This window comes from Kocuria rhizosphaerae (genome assembly GCF_044462265.1).
In the GTDB taxonomy this organism is placed as follows: Bacteria; Actinomycetota; Actinomycetes; order Actinomycetales; family Micrococcaceae; genus Kocuria; species Kocuria rhizosphaerae.
Genome location: NZ_JBISWL010000110.1, coordinates 1 through 12,791 on the forward strand (window position 1 = coordinate 1; position 12,791 = coordinate 12,791).

Sequence of the window (12,791 nt, forward strand, 5' to 3'; positions counted from 1 at the left end):
GCCCCGCGGGCCGGCGCCGCTCGTTCCCCCCGAGACACCGCACCCCCGAGCAGAAAGTACGACGTGGAGCAACGAAGGATCAGAATTGTCGCAGTCGGTGACGAGCTGCTGGCCGGCGAGGGCGACACCCGGGCCCTCGGCTGGTTCGGCAGGGTCATGGCCCGGACCCCGCGCCACGACGCCCCCGTGTCCGCCTACAACCTGGCCGCCCCCGGGGAGGGCAGCGAGACCCTCAACGAGCGCTGGTTCGACGAGGCCTCACGGCGCTTCTCCCCCGGCCACGACAACCGGCTGGTCATCGCGCCGTCCACGCTGGACATCGACCTGTCGATCACCAGCGCCCGGTCGCGGCTGAACATGGCCAACATCATCGACACCGCCTCCCAGCACAACGTGCGCGTGCTCGTCGTCGGGCCCCCGCCGACGATGGACGCCGAGCGCAACCGGCGGATCGCCGACCTCTCCGCGGCGTACGCGGACGTCACGACGCGGCGCAACCACGTCTACGTGGACACCTTCAACCCGCTGCAGCACCACGAGCAGTGGCGCAAGGACCTGGCGGCCAACCACGGGCACCCGGGACAGGCCGGGTACGGGCTCATGGCGTGGCTGGTCCTGCACCGCGGGTGGTACAGCTGGCTGGACCTGCCCGAACCCCGGTGAGCCGCCCCCGGCGGGCCGTGCCGCCCGGCCCCGTGTGAGACAATGGCGGGCAGTGCCCCGTCCGGCCGCCGCGGACATCACCAGACCACGCGGGAACGGACGCCGACACCCACGACCCGCCGCGGGCGACCGCGGACAGACAGGAGGCTCGCATGAGCAAGCGAGGACGCAAGCGCAAGGACCGCCGCAAGGGCGGCGCCAACCACGGCAAGCGCCCCAACGCCTGAGGTCCCCGGACCCGGCGACGCCGCGACGGCAAGGGCCCCGGACCGCTGCGGTCCGGGGCCCTTCCCGTGCCCGGCGCGTCCGGGGCGCCGCTCAGGCCGCGGGAGGATCCTGCCGCTGCGCGTGCAGGCGGGCGAGGATCGACACGCGCAGGTCCGCCGGCGCCGTCTCCGCGCAGGAGCGCCGCACCACGGAACGGATAACGCGCTCGAGGTCGTACTCCCGGGCGCACTCCCGGCACTCGAGGAGGTGGACGTGGATCTCGTCGATCTCCCGCTCGGGGAGCACCCCGTCGAGGTACTCGTAGATCAGACGGATCCGCTCGTCCGTGCAGCATCCCGTGCTCTCGCAGTCGGCCATCGCTACTGGTCCTTCTCCTTCTTGTCGCCCGTGACCCTGGACGTGTCGAAACCGCGCTCGGACGCGTAGTCGGCGAGCTTCTCGCGCAGCAGCTTGCGCCCGCGGTGCAGGCGCGACATCACCGTCCCGATCGGCGTGTCCATGATCTCGGAGATCTCCTTGTAGGCGAACCCCTCCACGTCGGAGAAGTACACGGCGAGCCGGAACTCCTCCGGCAGCTCCTGGAGCGCGCGCTTGACGTCGGTGTCCGGCAGGTGGTCGAGGGCCTCGACCTCCGCCGAGCGCAGTCCCGAGGAGGTGTGCGACCCGGCGCGGTGCAGCTGCCAGTCCTCCACCGTGTCCGTGTTCGCCTGCTGCGGCTCGCGCTGGCGCTTGCGGTAGAGGTTGATGTACGTGTTCGTGAGGATCCGGTACAGCCAGGCCTTCAGGTTGGTGCCCGGCCGGTACTGGTGGAACGCGGAGAACGCCTTCGTGTACGCCTCCTGCACGAGGTCCTCGGCGTCGGCGGAGTTGCGCGCCATCCGCAGCGCCGCGGCGTAGAGCTGGTCCACGTACTCCATGGCGTCCTGCTCGAAGCGCGCCTTCCTGGCCTCGGGGCTCTCGGTGTCGACGTCGACGGGCGGCTCGGTGCCCGCGGGCACGGCGTCCTGCTGGTTCTGCTCGTTCATCACGGACCAGTCTACGGGGACGCGCCATCGGGCCGGGGGCGGACCCAGGACGCTCGCGGGGGCGGAAATGGCTCCTCCTTCCCCCGGGGGCCCGGGGTGTGCTGGTCGCCGGTCGTCGTCACCCCTGCACAACCGAGGACGGGGGTGCGGCTATTCCCCGGCGGCCACGTCCCCCGCTCCCCGGCGCCCCGGCCGGGCACCGGGGGCGTCTCCGGCGCGCCCTGCCGCCTCGCCCACGCCCCGGGGCCCGCGGCTAGGATGGGGGCAGCGGCGCCGTCCGCCGACCCGTCCTGCACCATCCAGCGCCGCGGTTCCGACCGCCGCCGAGGAGGAATCCATGAGCATCGTCCGTCGCATCGCCCGCCCCCTGCTGGCCACCGGTTACGTCGCCAACGGTGTGGAGAGCTTCCGCAACTCTTCCGGCGCCGCGGAGCACCTGGCCCCGGCCGCCTCCGCCGCCGCCAAGGCCTTCCCGCAGGCCGCGCCCGCCCTGAAGAACCCGGCGATGGTCGCCCAGGGGCTGGCCGCGGCTCAGGTCGGCGCCGCCGTGCTCTTCGGCCTGGGCCGGCTCCCCCGCCTCTCGGCAGGCGTCCTCGTGACCACCACGGCGCTCAACGCCTACGCCGACTACCGTGCGGCGCGCGCCGAGACCGCAGAGCAGAAGGCCGCCAGGCGGAGCACGGCGATCAAGAACGCCTCCCTCGTGGGCGCGGTCCTGCTCGCCGCCGTGGACACGGACGGGAACCCGTCCCTGCTGTGGCGCGCCGAGCACCTGGCCGGCGACGTCCGCAAGAACGCGGCCAAGCTCGGCAAGGACACCCAGAAGCAGGTCGCCAAGGCCGAGAAGGCCCTGCAGCACGCGGTCAAGCAGGGCTGAGCGCGGTCCCGCCGTCGTGAACCCGGACTCCGCCGCGCCCCTCGTCCCGTCCGACGCCCCGTCCCACGCCGTGGAGACGGCCGCCCAGCCCGAGCTGTGGCCGGCTCCGCACGTCGGCTCCCGGCCCGTCAGCGCCGAGCTGACGGTCCCGGGGTCCAAGTCGCTGACCAACCGGTACCTGCTGCTCGCGGCCCTCGCCGACGGACCGTGCCGGCTGCGCTCGCCCCTGCACTCGCGGGACTCCCACCTCATGGTGGAGGCCCTGCGCGCCCTCGGCGCCGACGTCGAGGAGGTCGAGGGCACCGGGGCCTTCGGCCCCGACCTGCTCGTGCGACCCGCGTCCTGGCAGGCCACCGAGCCCGTCACCGTCGACTGCGGGCTCGCCGGCACCGTGATGCGCTTCGTCCCTCCCGTGGCCGCCCTGGGCCGCCGTCCGGTGACCTTCGACGGGGACCCCGGTGCGCGGGTGCGTCCCATGGGGCCGGTGATCGAGGCCCTGCGCGGTCTCGGCGTGCGGGTCGAGGACGACGGCCGGGGCCGGCTCCCCTTCACCGTGCACGGCACCGGCGGCGTGCCCGGCGGCGAGCTCGTGGTCGACGCCACCGGGTCGAGCCAGTTCGTCTCGGCGCTCCTCCTCGCGGGGGCGCGCTTCGACCACGGCCTCGTGCTCCGCCACCGCGGCGCGGACGGCCGGGGCGTGCCGTCCATGCCGCACGTCGAGATGACCGTCGAGGTGCTGCGGGGGGTGGGCGTGAGCGTGGACGACTCCGTCCCCGACGAGTGGCACGTGTCCCCGGGTCCCGTGCGGGCCTTCGACCTCGAGATCGAGCAGGACCTCTCCAACGCCGGGCCCTTCCTGGCCGCCGCGGTCGTGACCGGCGGGCGCGTCTCGGTCCCGCACTGGCCCGAGCACACCACCCAGGGCGGTGACCACTGGAAGGAGATCCTGCCCGCCTTCGGCGCGGCGGTGGACCTGACCGACGGGGCCTTCACCGTGACGGGGCCCTCCGTGGTGAGCGGCGTCGACCTCGAACTCGGCGCGGCCGGGGAGCTGGCCCCCACCGTGGCCGCCGTGTGCGCCGTGGCCACGACCCCCTCCCGGCTGCGGGGCATCGCCCACCTCCGGGGGCACGAGACCGACCGTCTCGCCGCCCTGGTGGCGGAGATCAACCGGCTGGGCGGGGACGCGGAGGAGACCGAGGACGGCCTGGTGATCCGCCCCGCTCCCCTGCACGGGGGGACGTTCTCCACCTACGAGGACCACCGGATGGCCACGGCCGGCGCCGTCATCGGGCTCGTGGTCCCGGGCGTGCGCGTCGAGAACGTCGCCACGACCGCCAAGACGCTGCCCGAGTTCCCGCGCCTGTGGGCCGAGCTCGTGGACCCGGACCGTGGCGCGTAGGAGCTCCACGAGCCGGGACTGGGACGAGTCGGACGTCCGCGTGCGCCCCAGCAAGAGCGGGTCCCGGCCCCGCACCAAGGACCGGCCCCGCCACGAGGACGCCGTCACCGGGCGGATCGTCACCGTCGACCGCGGCCGGTACACCGCCGTGCTCGACGAGGACACCCCGCACGAGCGGCTCGTGGTGGCGGTGCGCGCCAAGGAGCTGCACCGCCGGCCGGTCGTCGCCGGGGACCTCGTGGGACTCGTCGGCGACGTCACCGGCGCCCCGGACACCCTCGCGCGGCTCGTGCGCATCGAGGAGCGGACCACGGTCCTGCGACGCAGTGCCGACGACACGGACCCGGTCGAACGGGTCGTCGTGGCCAACGCCGACCAGCTGGTCGTCGTCGTGGCCGCCGCCAACCCGGAACCGCGCACCGGCTTCATCGACCGCTCGCTCGTGGCCGCCTACGACGCCGGGATCGACCCGCTGCTGTGCATCACCAAGACCGACCTGCGGGACCCCGGGGAGCTGATCTCCCACTACACCGCGCTGGAGCTGCCGGTGCTGGTCTCCGGCCCCGCCCGCGACGTTGCCGCCGAGGACGGCGGGACCCTCCCCCTGGACCCGGGGCTCGTGGAGGCCCTGCGGGCGCGGCTGGAGGGCCACGTCTCCGTGCTGCTCGGGCACTCCGGCGTGGGCAAGTCCACCCTCGTCAACGCCCTCACCGGGGCCGACCGCGCCACCGGCGGGGTGAACGCGGTGACCGGCCGGGGCCGGCACACGTCGTCGTCGGCCCTGGCCCTGCGCGTGGAGGACGCGTCCCCGGGGTCCTGGATCATCGACACCCCCGGGATCCGCTCCTTCGGCCTGGCGCACGTGGACCACGACCGCATCGTGGAGTCCTTCGACGAGCTCGCCGAGGCGATCGCCGAGTGCCCGAAGGGGTGCCGCCACACGGAGGACTCCCCCGGCTGCGCCCTGGACGAGTGGGTGGCCCGGGGCCGCGCCGGCGAGGCCGGAGCCGCCCGGCTGGCGTCCCTGCGCCGCCTGCTCGGCGCGGGGGACCCCGAGGCCCGGCAGGACAAGGAGCTCGGCGTCCGCTGAGCCCTCCCCGGGGCGGCACCCGGCCCCGACCAGGCTCGGGACGCGTTCGGGGTAGGTTGGAGGAATGCGCAGCCCCAGCACCTACACCGACGACCTCCGCCTCGCCCACATCCTGGCCGACGCCGTGGACCGCCTGACCATGCGTCGGTTCAAGGCCCAGGACCTCGCCGTGGAGACGAAGCCGGACCTCACCCCGGTGACGGACGCCGACCGCGAGGCCGAGCAGCTCATCCGCGCGCAGCTGGGACGCACGCGCAACCGGGACGCCGTGATCGGCGAGGAGTACGGCGCCACCGGCAGCGGGGCCCGGCAGTGGGTCGTCGACCCCATCGACGGCACCAAGAACTTCGTGCGCGGGGTGCCCGTGTGGGCCACCCTCATCGGCCTCGTGGACGAGGGCCGCCCGGTCGTCGGGGTCGTCTCGGCGCCGGCCCTCGGCCGCCGCTGGTGGGCCGCCTCGGGCTCGGGCGCCTACACGGGCAAGTCCCTGGCCAACGCGCAGCGGATCCACGTGTCCCGGGTCGGCCGGCTCTCCGACGCCTCGCTCTCCTACTCCTCGCTGACCGGCTGGCGGGACCGCGGCGTGCGCGAGCAGTTCCTGGAACTGACCGACGAGGTCTGGCGCACGCGTGCCTACGGGGACTTCTGGTCCTACTGCCTGCTGGCCGAGGGTGCCGTGGACATCGCCTGCGAGCCGGAGCTCGGCCTGCACGACATGGCTGCGCTCGTGCCGGTCGTCGAGGAGGCCGGCGGGCGGTTCACGTCGCTGGAGGGCGAGCCGGGGCCCTTCGGCGGCAACGCGCTGGCCTCCAACGGGCTGCTCCACGACGAGGTGCTGGAGATGCTCACGCCGCCGTCCTGAGGCCTCCGGCACCGGGCACGAGCGAGGGCCCCATGCCGGGCGTGGGGCCCTCGCCCGTGGCCGGTGCGACGGAGCTCACTGCGGGACGGCGTCGAGGCCCATCTGCTCGTTGAGGCACCGCTCGAGGGCCACCTGGTCGTCGGCGTACTGGGCGCAGGGCCCGATCAGATCGCTGAAGAACGTCACCTCCACGACGAGGAACGCGATGCTGGCCACGATGCCGAGCACGCTCAGCACGATGCCGACGACCGCGACGGCCTTCGATGCCCCGGGGACCCTGCTGAGCTTGCGCAGGGCCACGATGCCCAGGATCAGGCCGACGAGGCCGGGGATGAAGCCCAGTCCGAGCATCCAGGACGTCAGCAGCGCCACGATGCCGAGGATCAGCGCGGCGATCCCCAGCCCGTTGCCGGCGGGCTTCTCGACCGCGCCGTAGCCGCCCATGTCGTACTGGCCCTGGCCGTACGGTGCCTGACCGTACTGGCCCGGGGAGCCGTAGCCCTGCTGGCCCTGACCGTACTGGCCCTGCCCGTAGGAGTCCTGACCGTACTGGCCCGAACCGTAGCCCTGCTGCCCCTGGCCGTACTGGCCCTGCCCGTAGGAGTCCTGACCGTACTGCCCCTGGGCGGCGTAGCCCTGCTGCCCCTGACCGTAGGAGTTCTGACCGTACGGGTCCTGACCGTACGGGTCCCGGCCGTACTGCGGCGCGGAGTGCTGGTCGCCCTGGCGCGGTGCCTCGTAGGAGGGACCGGACGGCGCCCCCTCGATGCGCTGACCGTACTCCGGCTCGTCCTTCCGGTCCCGGCCCGACGACCCACCCGTGCCGCTCTGGTCTGGCGTGTTGTCGTGGTGGCTCATGGCGGTGCCCTTCCGGTCGTCGTCGGTACGGCACCAGCTTGTCACACCGCCGCGCCGCCGTGCCCGACGTCCGTACCGGTCCGGGTACGACGCCGTCGTGCCCGGAACCGTGCGGAGGCACGAAGAAACCGGGGAGCGCCTCGCGGCGCTCCCCGGTCAGGGATCTCGTGGAGATGGGGGGAATTGAACCCCCGGCAACGTGGGGTAATACAGCTGACCACCCCCGATAACGCGCGGAACTGAGCGGACCGATCCGGGGTCTGAACGGCTCGCGGTTGACGGCGTCAACGGGCCTCTCAGCACTCCCCCACGAGCTCGAGCTGAACCAGGTGCCGCAGCAGCTTCTCCTCCTCGGAGGGCCACCGCAGCCGGTCGGCGAGCACCTCAGTCGTCACACCGAGGTGCTCGGCCAGACCCTGCCAGGCGCCCTGCCAGTGCCGCACCTCCCATAGTGCGCTCAGCGGGATCAGCAACCGCGCCGTGCCTTCACGGACCTTGGACTCGACCGCGGCCGGCTGGTGGCCGTCATGTCCCATCAAGAGATGCAGAGCCTCGTGCATGAGCGCGCAGCGAGCCTCGATCTCGGTCAGTCGGTCGTCCAGCCAGATGGTGGAGTGCCCGTCGGTCACAGCCGACAGGCGGTCCAGCCTCACGTGGTGGACGGTGATGTGCGGGGGGAGCACAGTCCAGGGGTCCATGTAGACGAAAGTAGACAGTCCTGGGGACAGGACAACAAGCGGGACACGCCCCAGGTCATTCCCCATGCTTCGAACGCGCGTTCTAACAATGCGCAGCGTGCCCAGCAAGGCCGGTTAGGGTGGGCAACATGAGTGGACGCAACCTACGGGACATCGGATATGAAGGCAAGTCGATCGACGACGTCGTCGCCAGCCTCCACGACTGGGGCGTGGGCACCCTCATTGACGTCCGACTCAACGCCATCTCGCGCAAGAAGGGCTTCTCTAAGACAGCTCTGCGCACAGGCTTGGAATCAAATGGGCTGAGGTACCTTCACCTGCCGCAGTTGGGCAATCCCAAAGATAACCGGGCCGGGTTCTACAACCCCGGAACTCCAGCAGCCACGACAGCGCACGAGAACTACCTCCGGGTCCTGGAGGAGCCTGCCGCGCTCGCTGCGATGGATGAAATCGAGCATCTCGCCATGACGAGCGGCGCCGCGTTGCTGTGTTTCGAGGCCCACCGCTCTATGTGCCACCGAGACCTGGTCCTTCAGCGCATGCTCGATTGGACTCTGGCACTGGCCTAGGCCGTCCGATAAACCCCCAGGATCGAGTACGACCGCGGGTGCTTCATCAGGTTGCCTACAAAGAAGAGCGGCTGGTGGTCCACAGCGCAGACCTGACCCATGTATTTGTCGTAGATCTTCCGCTTCGCAGTGTCGTCCGAGTCGGCACGCAGGGTCCGGTCCAGCGCGGTGAATTCCCAGTCCAGGAGAGTCCCTTCGTGGCTTCGGCAGGCATCGTCCTCACACAAGTATCGGAACATGCCCCTGTAGCGCGGAGCCTCGAGCACCCTCGCATGATTGATTGACGCCGTCCTCGCCTGGTCAAAGAGATCGCCTTGGTCGTCGAGCGCGCGCATGCTGGCCTTCTGGTCCTCACTCCAACCGGGGTGGCGGTCGATAGTGAAGCCTTTGATCTCCCGGGGACGAACCATGGCAAGTGAAGGAGCTGGCCCACCGGCTTCGTGCGCTCGGCGGATGCTGCACATAGTCCATCGGTCGGCCATCGGTTGCACGTACGGGTGCCGTAGTTCCCAGTTGTGGGAGGTCGAAAGGCTGCCGATTTTCTGAATGCTGGCCATGTCAGGACGGAAGCTCTCTGCCCTGTGATCCTTCTCATTGGGCTGAATCCGAAGACGGATGATGTCGTACTTCGCGAACTTCGAGTCCTGCTCGAGGTGGCGGAAGGGAACTGGGTACAGGCGGACCCACTGGAACGGATCACGGTCCACCCGAATCCCAGCCACGCAAACCGTGTCGCCGTACTGCTTCGAGGGGTTCGGGCTGGCCTTCACGGTGATCAGCACCTCGGCCTCTTCCCACGCCCGTGAGGTGGGCTTCTCATAAACGTCGAGACCGTTGTAGTTCCACAGTCCGAGCTGACCGAACGGGCTCATATCTGACTCCCCTCGGCGACGGCCTCCTCTGCCAGTGGCCCTGAGGCACCAGAGTCACCGCAGCCCGCGGCGAGCAAGGGCAGGAACAGGATCGTGGGGACGATCCACTTCATGGTCTCTCCTAGGTGTCTTGTGGGCCTTCCGCGTCCTCGTCCTGCTGCTCCCGCATGGCTCAGCCCTCGGAGAATGCGTCATGCCGTCTGTGTGCCTCGAACTTCGCGGCTTTCCGTCGACGGTAGAGGCGGGTGATGAGAGAGACGAGGAGCCAGAAGGTCGCGCCAACGGGTTCGGCGAACAGACCGAGGACCCCGATGACCAGAGCGAACCACATCAGGATCTTGGAGAAGCGGCCGGGCGGCTTCGGTGCGCTGGTGGTACCCGCTGGTATCGAGGTCGTTGGCGCGTGTCCGGCGGACGCGTCGCCCTGCAGCCCGCCGGCGGACGACGTGAATGCGTGCGAGCCGCCGTCCCCGGCGCCGGCACGTGGCGCGGGCCGGGCCTGGCACGGCCTATTGGTGCGCTTCGCTCCCTTGTAAGCGTCGGGCAGGTCGTACGTGCTGCTCTCCGGCACGAGGTCGAAGCTGGCTGTGGGTTGCGCGTCCAGCCACTCGTCGGACAGCTCGTGCGACTTCGCGCCGTGGATCGTGAGGGAGGCGCTGAGCGCGGAGCCCTTGATTTTTCCCCAGACCATGGTCTTCTTGCCGAAGTCCTCGAGGTGCCGGATGGTCGGGAGGTAGTGGCCGCCGCTCTGGCCGCTGAGCTGGCCCACTTCTTCTCCGTCCAGGTAGACGAAGACCATGTCCTTGGTCGAGCCGTTCTTGTACTGCTTGGTGCCGCGACGGAGTTCGAGGAGCAAGAAGCCCTCGCCTGTGGGCGGGACGTAGTTGAAGAGGTGGTCGAAGTGGTCCTCCTCACCCAGGACTTGCAACGAGTTGCCCTTGGGGAGAAGTACACCCGAGGCAAGCTCAACGTTGAGAGGGACGATGGCCTCGGGTTCCGGCAGGCGCAAGGTGACATCCGCCGAGATTTCGACCTTCCCGTCGTAGGAACGTCGCTTGTACGCGTAGACGCGTCCGAGCACACTGACCTGATAGCCACTGGCAACGATCCGGGCCACCACCGGCCAGTACCGACGAGCGTCCGCGCGTGAGAGGTAGCCAAGCACCAGCCCCTCGGACCGAACCGAGATGGCTCCCTCACCGTTCGGGTTGTCCGGCTCAGGCACCAACGCCAGAGTCAGCTCGGCCGACACGCCCTCGCCGTTCAGAGTGGGGCGCAGCAGTGTCTCGATGGCCGCTTGATGGTAGTACTCCCCGACGACCTCGACGTACCCGTCAGGGAAAACCGGGAACACCCTCTGCTCCGTGGTGGGAACACTCCTCTGATTCATTTCTCTCCCCTTCTCCCCCGCCCAGCCCGAGCGGGATCGTGGTCTACTCCTGCGGGCCCTCCGCGTCCTCGTCCTGCTGCTCCCGCATGGCCCGGCCTTCGGAGGGGGCGTCGTAGCCGGCCATGCGGTCCTCGTCCGGCATAGGGATCTCTACCTGCTCCTGATCGCTGGTAGCACCACGGCCGGAGGAAGCGGCTTGTTCGTCGCGCTCGCGGCGCCGGCGGGCCAGTTCGTCGTCGTCCGTGTCGGCGTCCGGGTGTTGCGATGACTCGCTAACACTTAACACCTCCGCCAGCGAAGAGGACTCAGCGGAGCGCTCGCGGGGCTCCTGATGTGTTGCGGGGCTCTCCCCCGCGTGGGTAATGGGGGCGGCGTTTCCGCTGCCATCACGCTCCTCGGCAAGTGCGGTGGTGATCTGCTCGCCCAGGGTGCGGAAGGCATCGAGGAGGGCGGGCGGATAGTTACTGCTGCCTGCCAGGCGGACGGTGTCCGGGTCGTCGCTCGTGACGTTGAGTCCGAGCGACCGGGCGGAGGCCATGACGATCGTGGTGATCGACTGGCCGGTGCCGCGTGCCAGGTGCGTGATGGTGTCGGGGTCCGGGAAGTTGCGCAGCGGCGCGTTGGCGAGCTGGTGCAGCCGCTTCGCCGTGGGCTTCCCACCGCACTGAGCGGAGAGCTTCTCGTATGAGATCTCCCCGCCCTTGCGGGCGGCCTGGAGTACGGCCGCGAGGTCCTTGTCTTCCATCATGCTCCCAGTCTTGGCCCCAGGACGGCGCGGGGTCCAACGACCAATCTTAGGCACTGCCTAACGGTTACGGGGCGTCCAGCACTACTGGATGCCTAACAAGAAGTCGGAAATACTTCGACGCCCGCGCAATTGCTGGGCGGGAGGTCTTGATGTGCGCCCATGAGAGTGCCTAGTGTTAGGTAACGATGCACCAAGCATCGATAGACAGAACCGCCTAGGGAGCGTTGGATATGAGCACCCCCCAGAACCGCAACTACATCCGAACCAACAGAAGGGGGTGGCCCCAGAAGATGCGCATGAAGCTCGTTGCCCGGGACGCACTGGTCGACCGGATGCAGCGCAAGGGATGGTCCAACCGCCGACTGGCGAAGTACGCCGAGGTCTCCCCAGGCACCATTGACAACCTCATCGTCGGGCGCACGAAGGCCGTCAACACCGGCCGCACCGCCGAGCTCATCTGCGAAGCACTCGACGTGCCCCTGGACGTCTTTTTCGTGCCTGAAATTTCCTGTGATGCTTCACAGACTGTTACACAACGGGTGTCGGCATGAGCACCGTCGAGCAGTTCCGCGGCTACTCCCCCGCCGAGGTCGCCGAGATGACGTCCCTGTGCCGTTGAACCAGGCGGCGACGTCGTCGCGGGTGAGGGTGTCCACGGGGATGGAGCCGAGCTCGGGGAAAATGTGCAGGGCGGCGTTGCGGGTGTACTTCTCCCGGGTCCAGTACTCGACGCCGGTAAGCCGCTCGATGTGCCGCTCGACGACGACGCGCACGGTCGGGGCGGTGGAGCGCAGGCGCTTGGCGGCCTGGACGGCCAGGGCGAAACTGTTGCCGTTGGCGTCGAGGAAGTCCTTCAGGGCTTGGGCCTCGCGCTGCTCGAGGTAGGTGCGGGAGGTCTGCTTGCCGGTCGAGGCCTCCCGCCACAGCACTGCCCAGGACGCGGTCCCGTCCTTGCGGGTGAGCTCTCGGATGCTCGCCATGGGCAAGACAATAGCCGCCGCGTCAACGGAACTTGCGTTCCTGTCAACACGACGGCTATTTGCCCTAGTGGGATGGTGGAGATGGGGGGAATTGAACCCCCGTCCGATGCAGCATTGTCAGGGCTTCTCCGGGTGCAGTCTGCTTGACGTCTTCTCAGTCCCGGCCCTCGTGCAGACACGTGGCCGACGGACTCAGTCGCGAGTTGATGTTCCCCAGACGTCCGCGACACCCGTCTGGAGCAGTGGCCTTCTAGCTGATGCCAGGCCCCGGGCCGAAGGCGAACCCGGGCTGACAGCCACTGGTGAGTCTACTTACGCGGCGAGCGCGAAGTTGGACTGCGTGGCGTTGCGCTTGGAATTGGCAACTATTGTTTTACAGAGAGCGTTTACGAGATAACTCTGCGTCCTCGACCCGCTTCCCCTGTCTCAACTCACATCGTCGAAACCGATCATCCCCGTATGCGTTTTTCAAACACCCCGCCGTGGCAGGACAATCAAGTTTACCGCGCGGTACAGCGGCTGGCAAGAG

At 69.6% G+C, this 12,791-nt stretch carries 16 protein-coding genes and 1 other RNA gene; 8 read left to right on the forward strand and 9 right to left on the reverse strand.

All coding sequences use genetic code 11. The features are described 5' to 3' along the window. The first annotated feature begins 63 nt into the window (after nt 1–63). Nucleotides 64–663 (forward strand): GDSL-type esterase/lipase family protein, encoded by a 600-nt coding sequence (locus ACH9EU_RS12740; protein WP_396414331.1) that lies wholly within the window; start codon nt 64–66, stop codon nt 661–663. 152 nt (nt 664–815) lie between these two features. Next, the gene (locus ACH9EU_RS12745; RefSeq protein ID WP_095343185.1) at nt 816–890 is read left to right on the forward strand and encodes a 50S ribosomal protein bL37; all 75 of its coding nucleotides are present in this window, start codon (nt 816–818) and stop codon (nt 888–890) included. 91 nt (nt 891–981) lie between these two features. Here ACH9EU_RS12745 and rsrA read toward each other — a convergent pair whose 3' ends face one another. Together rsrA and ACH9EU_RS12755 are read right to left on the reverse strand one after the other, a co-directional pair. Then, a complete protein-coding gene (gene rsrA, locus ACH9EU_RS12750) occupies nt 982–1,248 on the reverse strand; it encodes a mycothiol system anti-sigma-R factor (RefSeq protein ID WP_396414285.1) in 267 nt (88 codons plus the stop codon). Nucleotides 1,249–1,250: 2 nt separating this feature from the next. After that, nucleotides 1,251–1,916 (reverse strand): sigma-70 family RNA polymerase sigma factor, encoded by a 666-nt coding sequence (locus ACH9EU_RS12755; RefSeq protein WP_396414286.1) that lies wholly within the window; start codon nt 1,914–1,916, stop codon nt 1,251–1,253. Between the two features lie 337 nt (nt 1,917–2,253). Between ACH9EU_RS12755 and ACH9EU_RS12760 the strand changes: the two genes are divergently transcribed. The 4 genes from ACH9EU_RS12760 (at nt 2,254) to hisN (ending at nt 6,147) form a co-directional block, all read left to right on the forward strand. Then, on the forward strand, nt 2,254–2,793 hold the full coding sequence (locus ACH9EU_RS12760; protein ID WP_396414287.1) for a DoxX family membrane protein: 540 nt from the start codon (nt 2,254–2,256) through the stop codon (nt 2,791–2,793). A gap of 70 nt (nt 2,794–2,863) precedes the next feature. Then, nucleotides 2,864–4,195, forward strand: coding sequence for a 3-phosphoshikimate 1-carboxyvinyltransferase (aroA, locus tag ACH9EU_RS12765; RefSeq protein ID WP_396414332.1), 1,332 nt, complete (start codon nt 2,864–2,866; stop codon nt 4,193–4,195). Continuing rightward, nucleotides 4,185–5,285: a ribosome small subunit-dependent GTPase A gene (gene rsgA / locus ACH9EU_RS12770; RefSeq protein WP_396414288.1), complete on the forward strand. Its 1,101-nt coding sequence runs from the start codon at nt 4,185–4,187 to the stop codon at nt 5,283–5,285. The genes aroA and rsgA overlap by 11 nt, the downstream gene beginning before the upstream one ends. Nucleotides 5,286–5,349: 64 nt before the next feature. Further along, nucleotides 5,350–6,147 (forward strand): histidinol-phosphatase, encoded by a 798-nt coding sequence (gene hisN, locus ACH9EU_RS12775; RefSeq protein ID WP_396414289.1) that lies wholly within the window; start codon nt 5,350–5,352, stop codon nt 6,145–6,147. A 75-nt stretch (nt 6,148–6,222) separates the two neighbouring features. On the opposite strand, the gene ACH9EU_RS12780 is transcribed toward hisN, so the two are convergent. Both ACH9EU_RS12780 and ACH9EU_RS12785 read right to left on the reverse strand, forming a co-directional pair. Continuing rightward, on the reverse strand, nt 6,223–7,005 hold the full coding sequence (locus tag ACH9EU_RS12780) for a DUF4190 domain-containing protein (RefSeq protein ID WP_396414290.1): 783 nt from the start codon (nt 7,003–7,005) through the stop codon (nt 6,223–6,225). A 296-nt stretch (nt 7,006–7,301) separates the two neighbouring features. After that, a complete protein-coding gene (locus ACH9EU_RS12785) occupies nt 7,302–7,703 on the reverse strand; it encodes an ImmA/IrrE family metallo-endopeptidase (RefSeq protein ID WP_396414291.1) in 402 nt (133 codons plus the stop codon). Between the two features lie 128 nt (nt 7,704–7,831). On the opposite strand from ACH9EU_RS12785, the gene ACH9EU_RS12790 reads away from it, so the two are divergent. Then, nucleotides 7,832–8,272, forward strand: coding sequence for a DUF488 family protein (locus ACH9EU_RS12790; protein ID WP_396414292.1), 441 nt, complete (start codon nt 7,832–7,834; stop codon nt 8,270–8,272). Here ACH9EU_RS12790 and ACH9EU_RS12795 read toward each other — a convergent pair. From ACH9EU_RS12795 to ACH9EU_RS12805, 3 genes are all read right to left on the reverse strand, one after another. Further along, nucleotides 8,269–9,144, reverse strand: coding sequence for a hypothetical protein (locus tag ACH9EU_RS12795; protein WP_396414293.1), 876 nt, complete (start codon nt 9,142–9,144; stop codon nt 8,269–8,271). The genes ACH9EU_RS12790 and ACH9EU_RS12795 overlap by 4 nt on opposite strands. Before the next feature lie 172 nt (nt 9,145–9,316). Then, entirely contained in the window at nt 9,317–10,498 is a 1,182-nt protein-coding gene (locus tag ACH9EU_RS12800) for a hypothetical protein (protein WP_396414294.1), read from the reverse strand. 79 nt (nt 10,499–10,577) lie between these two features. Then, on the reverse strand, nt 10,578–11,282 hold the full coding sequence (locus ACH9EU_RS12805; RefSeq protein ID WP_396414295.1) for a hypothetical protein: 705 nt from the start codon (nt 11,280–11,282) through the stop codon (nt 10,578–10,580). Between the two features lie 230 nt (nt 11,283–11,512). Between ACH9EU_RS12805 and ACH9EU_RS12810 the strand changes: the two genes are divergently transcribed. Continuing rightward, a complete protein-coding gene (locus ACH9EU_RS12810) occupies nt 11,513–11,833 on the forward strand; it encodes a helix-turn-helix domain-containing protein (RefSeq protein WP_396414296.1) in 321 nt (106 codons plus the stop codon). Here the strand turns inward: ACH9EU_RS12810 and ACH9EU_RS12815 are convergent. Continuing rightward, nucleotides 11,801–12,262, reverse strand: a complete 462-nt coding sequence (locus ACH9EU_RS12815) for a tyrosine-type recombinase/integrase (protein WP_396414297.1) — start codon at nt 12,260–12,262, stop codon at nt 11,801–11,803. The genes ACH9EU_RS12810 and ACH9EU_RS12815 overlap by 33 nt on opposite strands. Before the next feature lie 73 nt (nt 12,263–12,335). After that, nucleotides 12,336–12,719, reverse strand: a transfer-messenger RNA (tmRNA) gene (gene ssrA, locus ACH9EU_RS12820). Nucleotides 12,720–12,791: the final 72 nt, after the last annotated feature.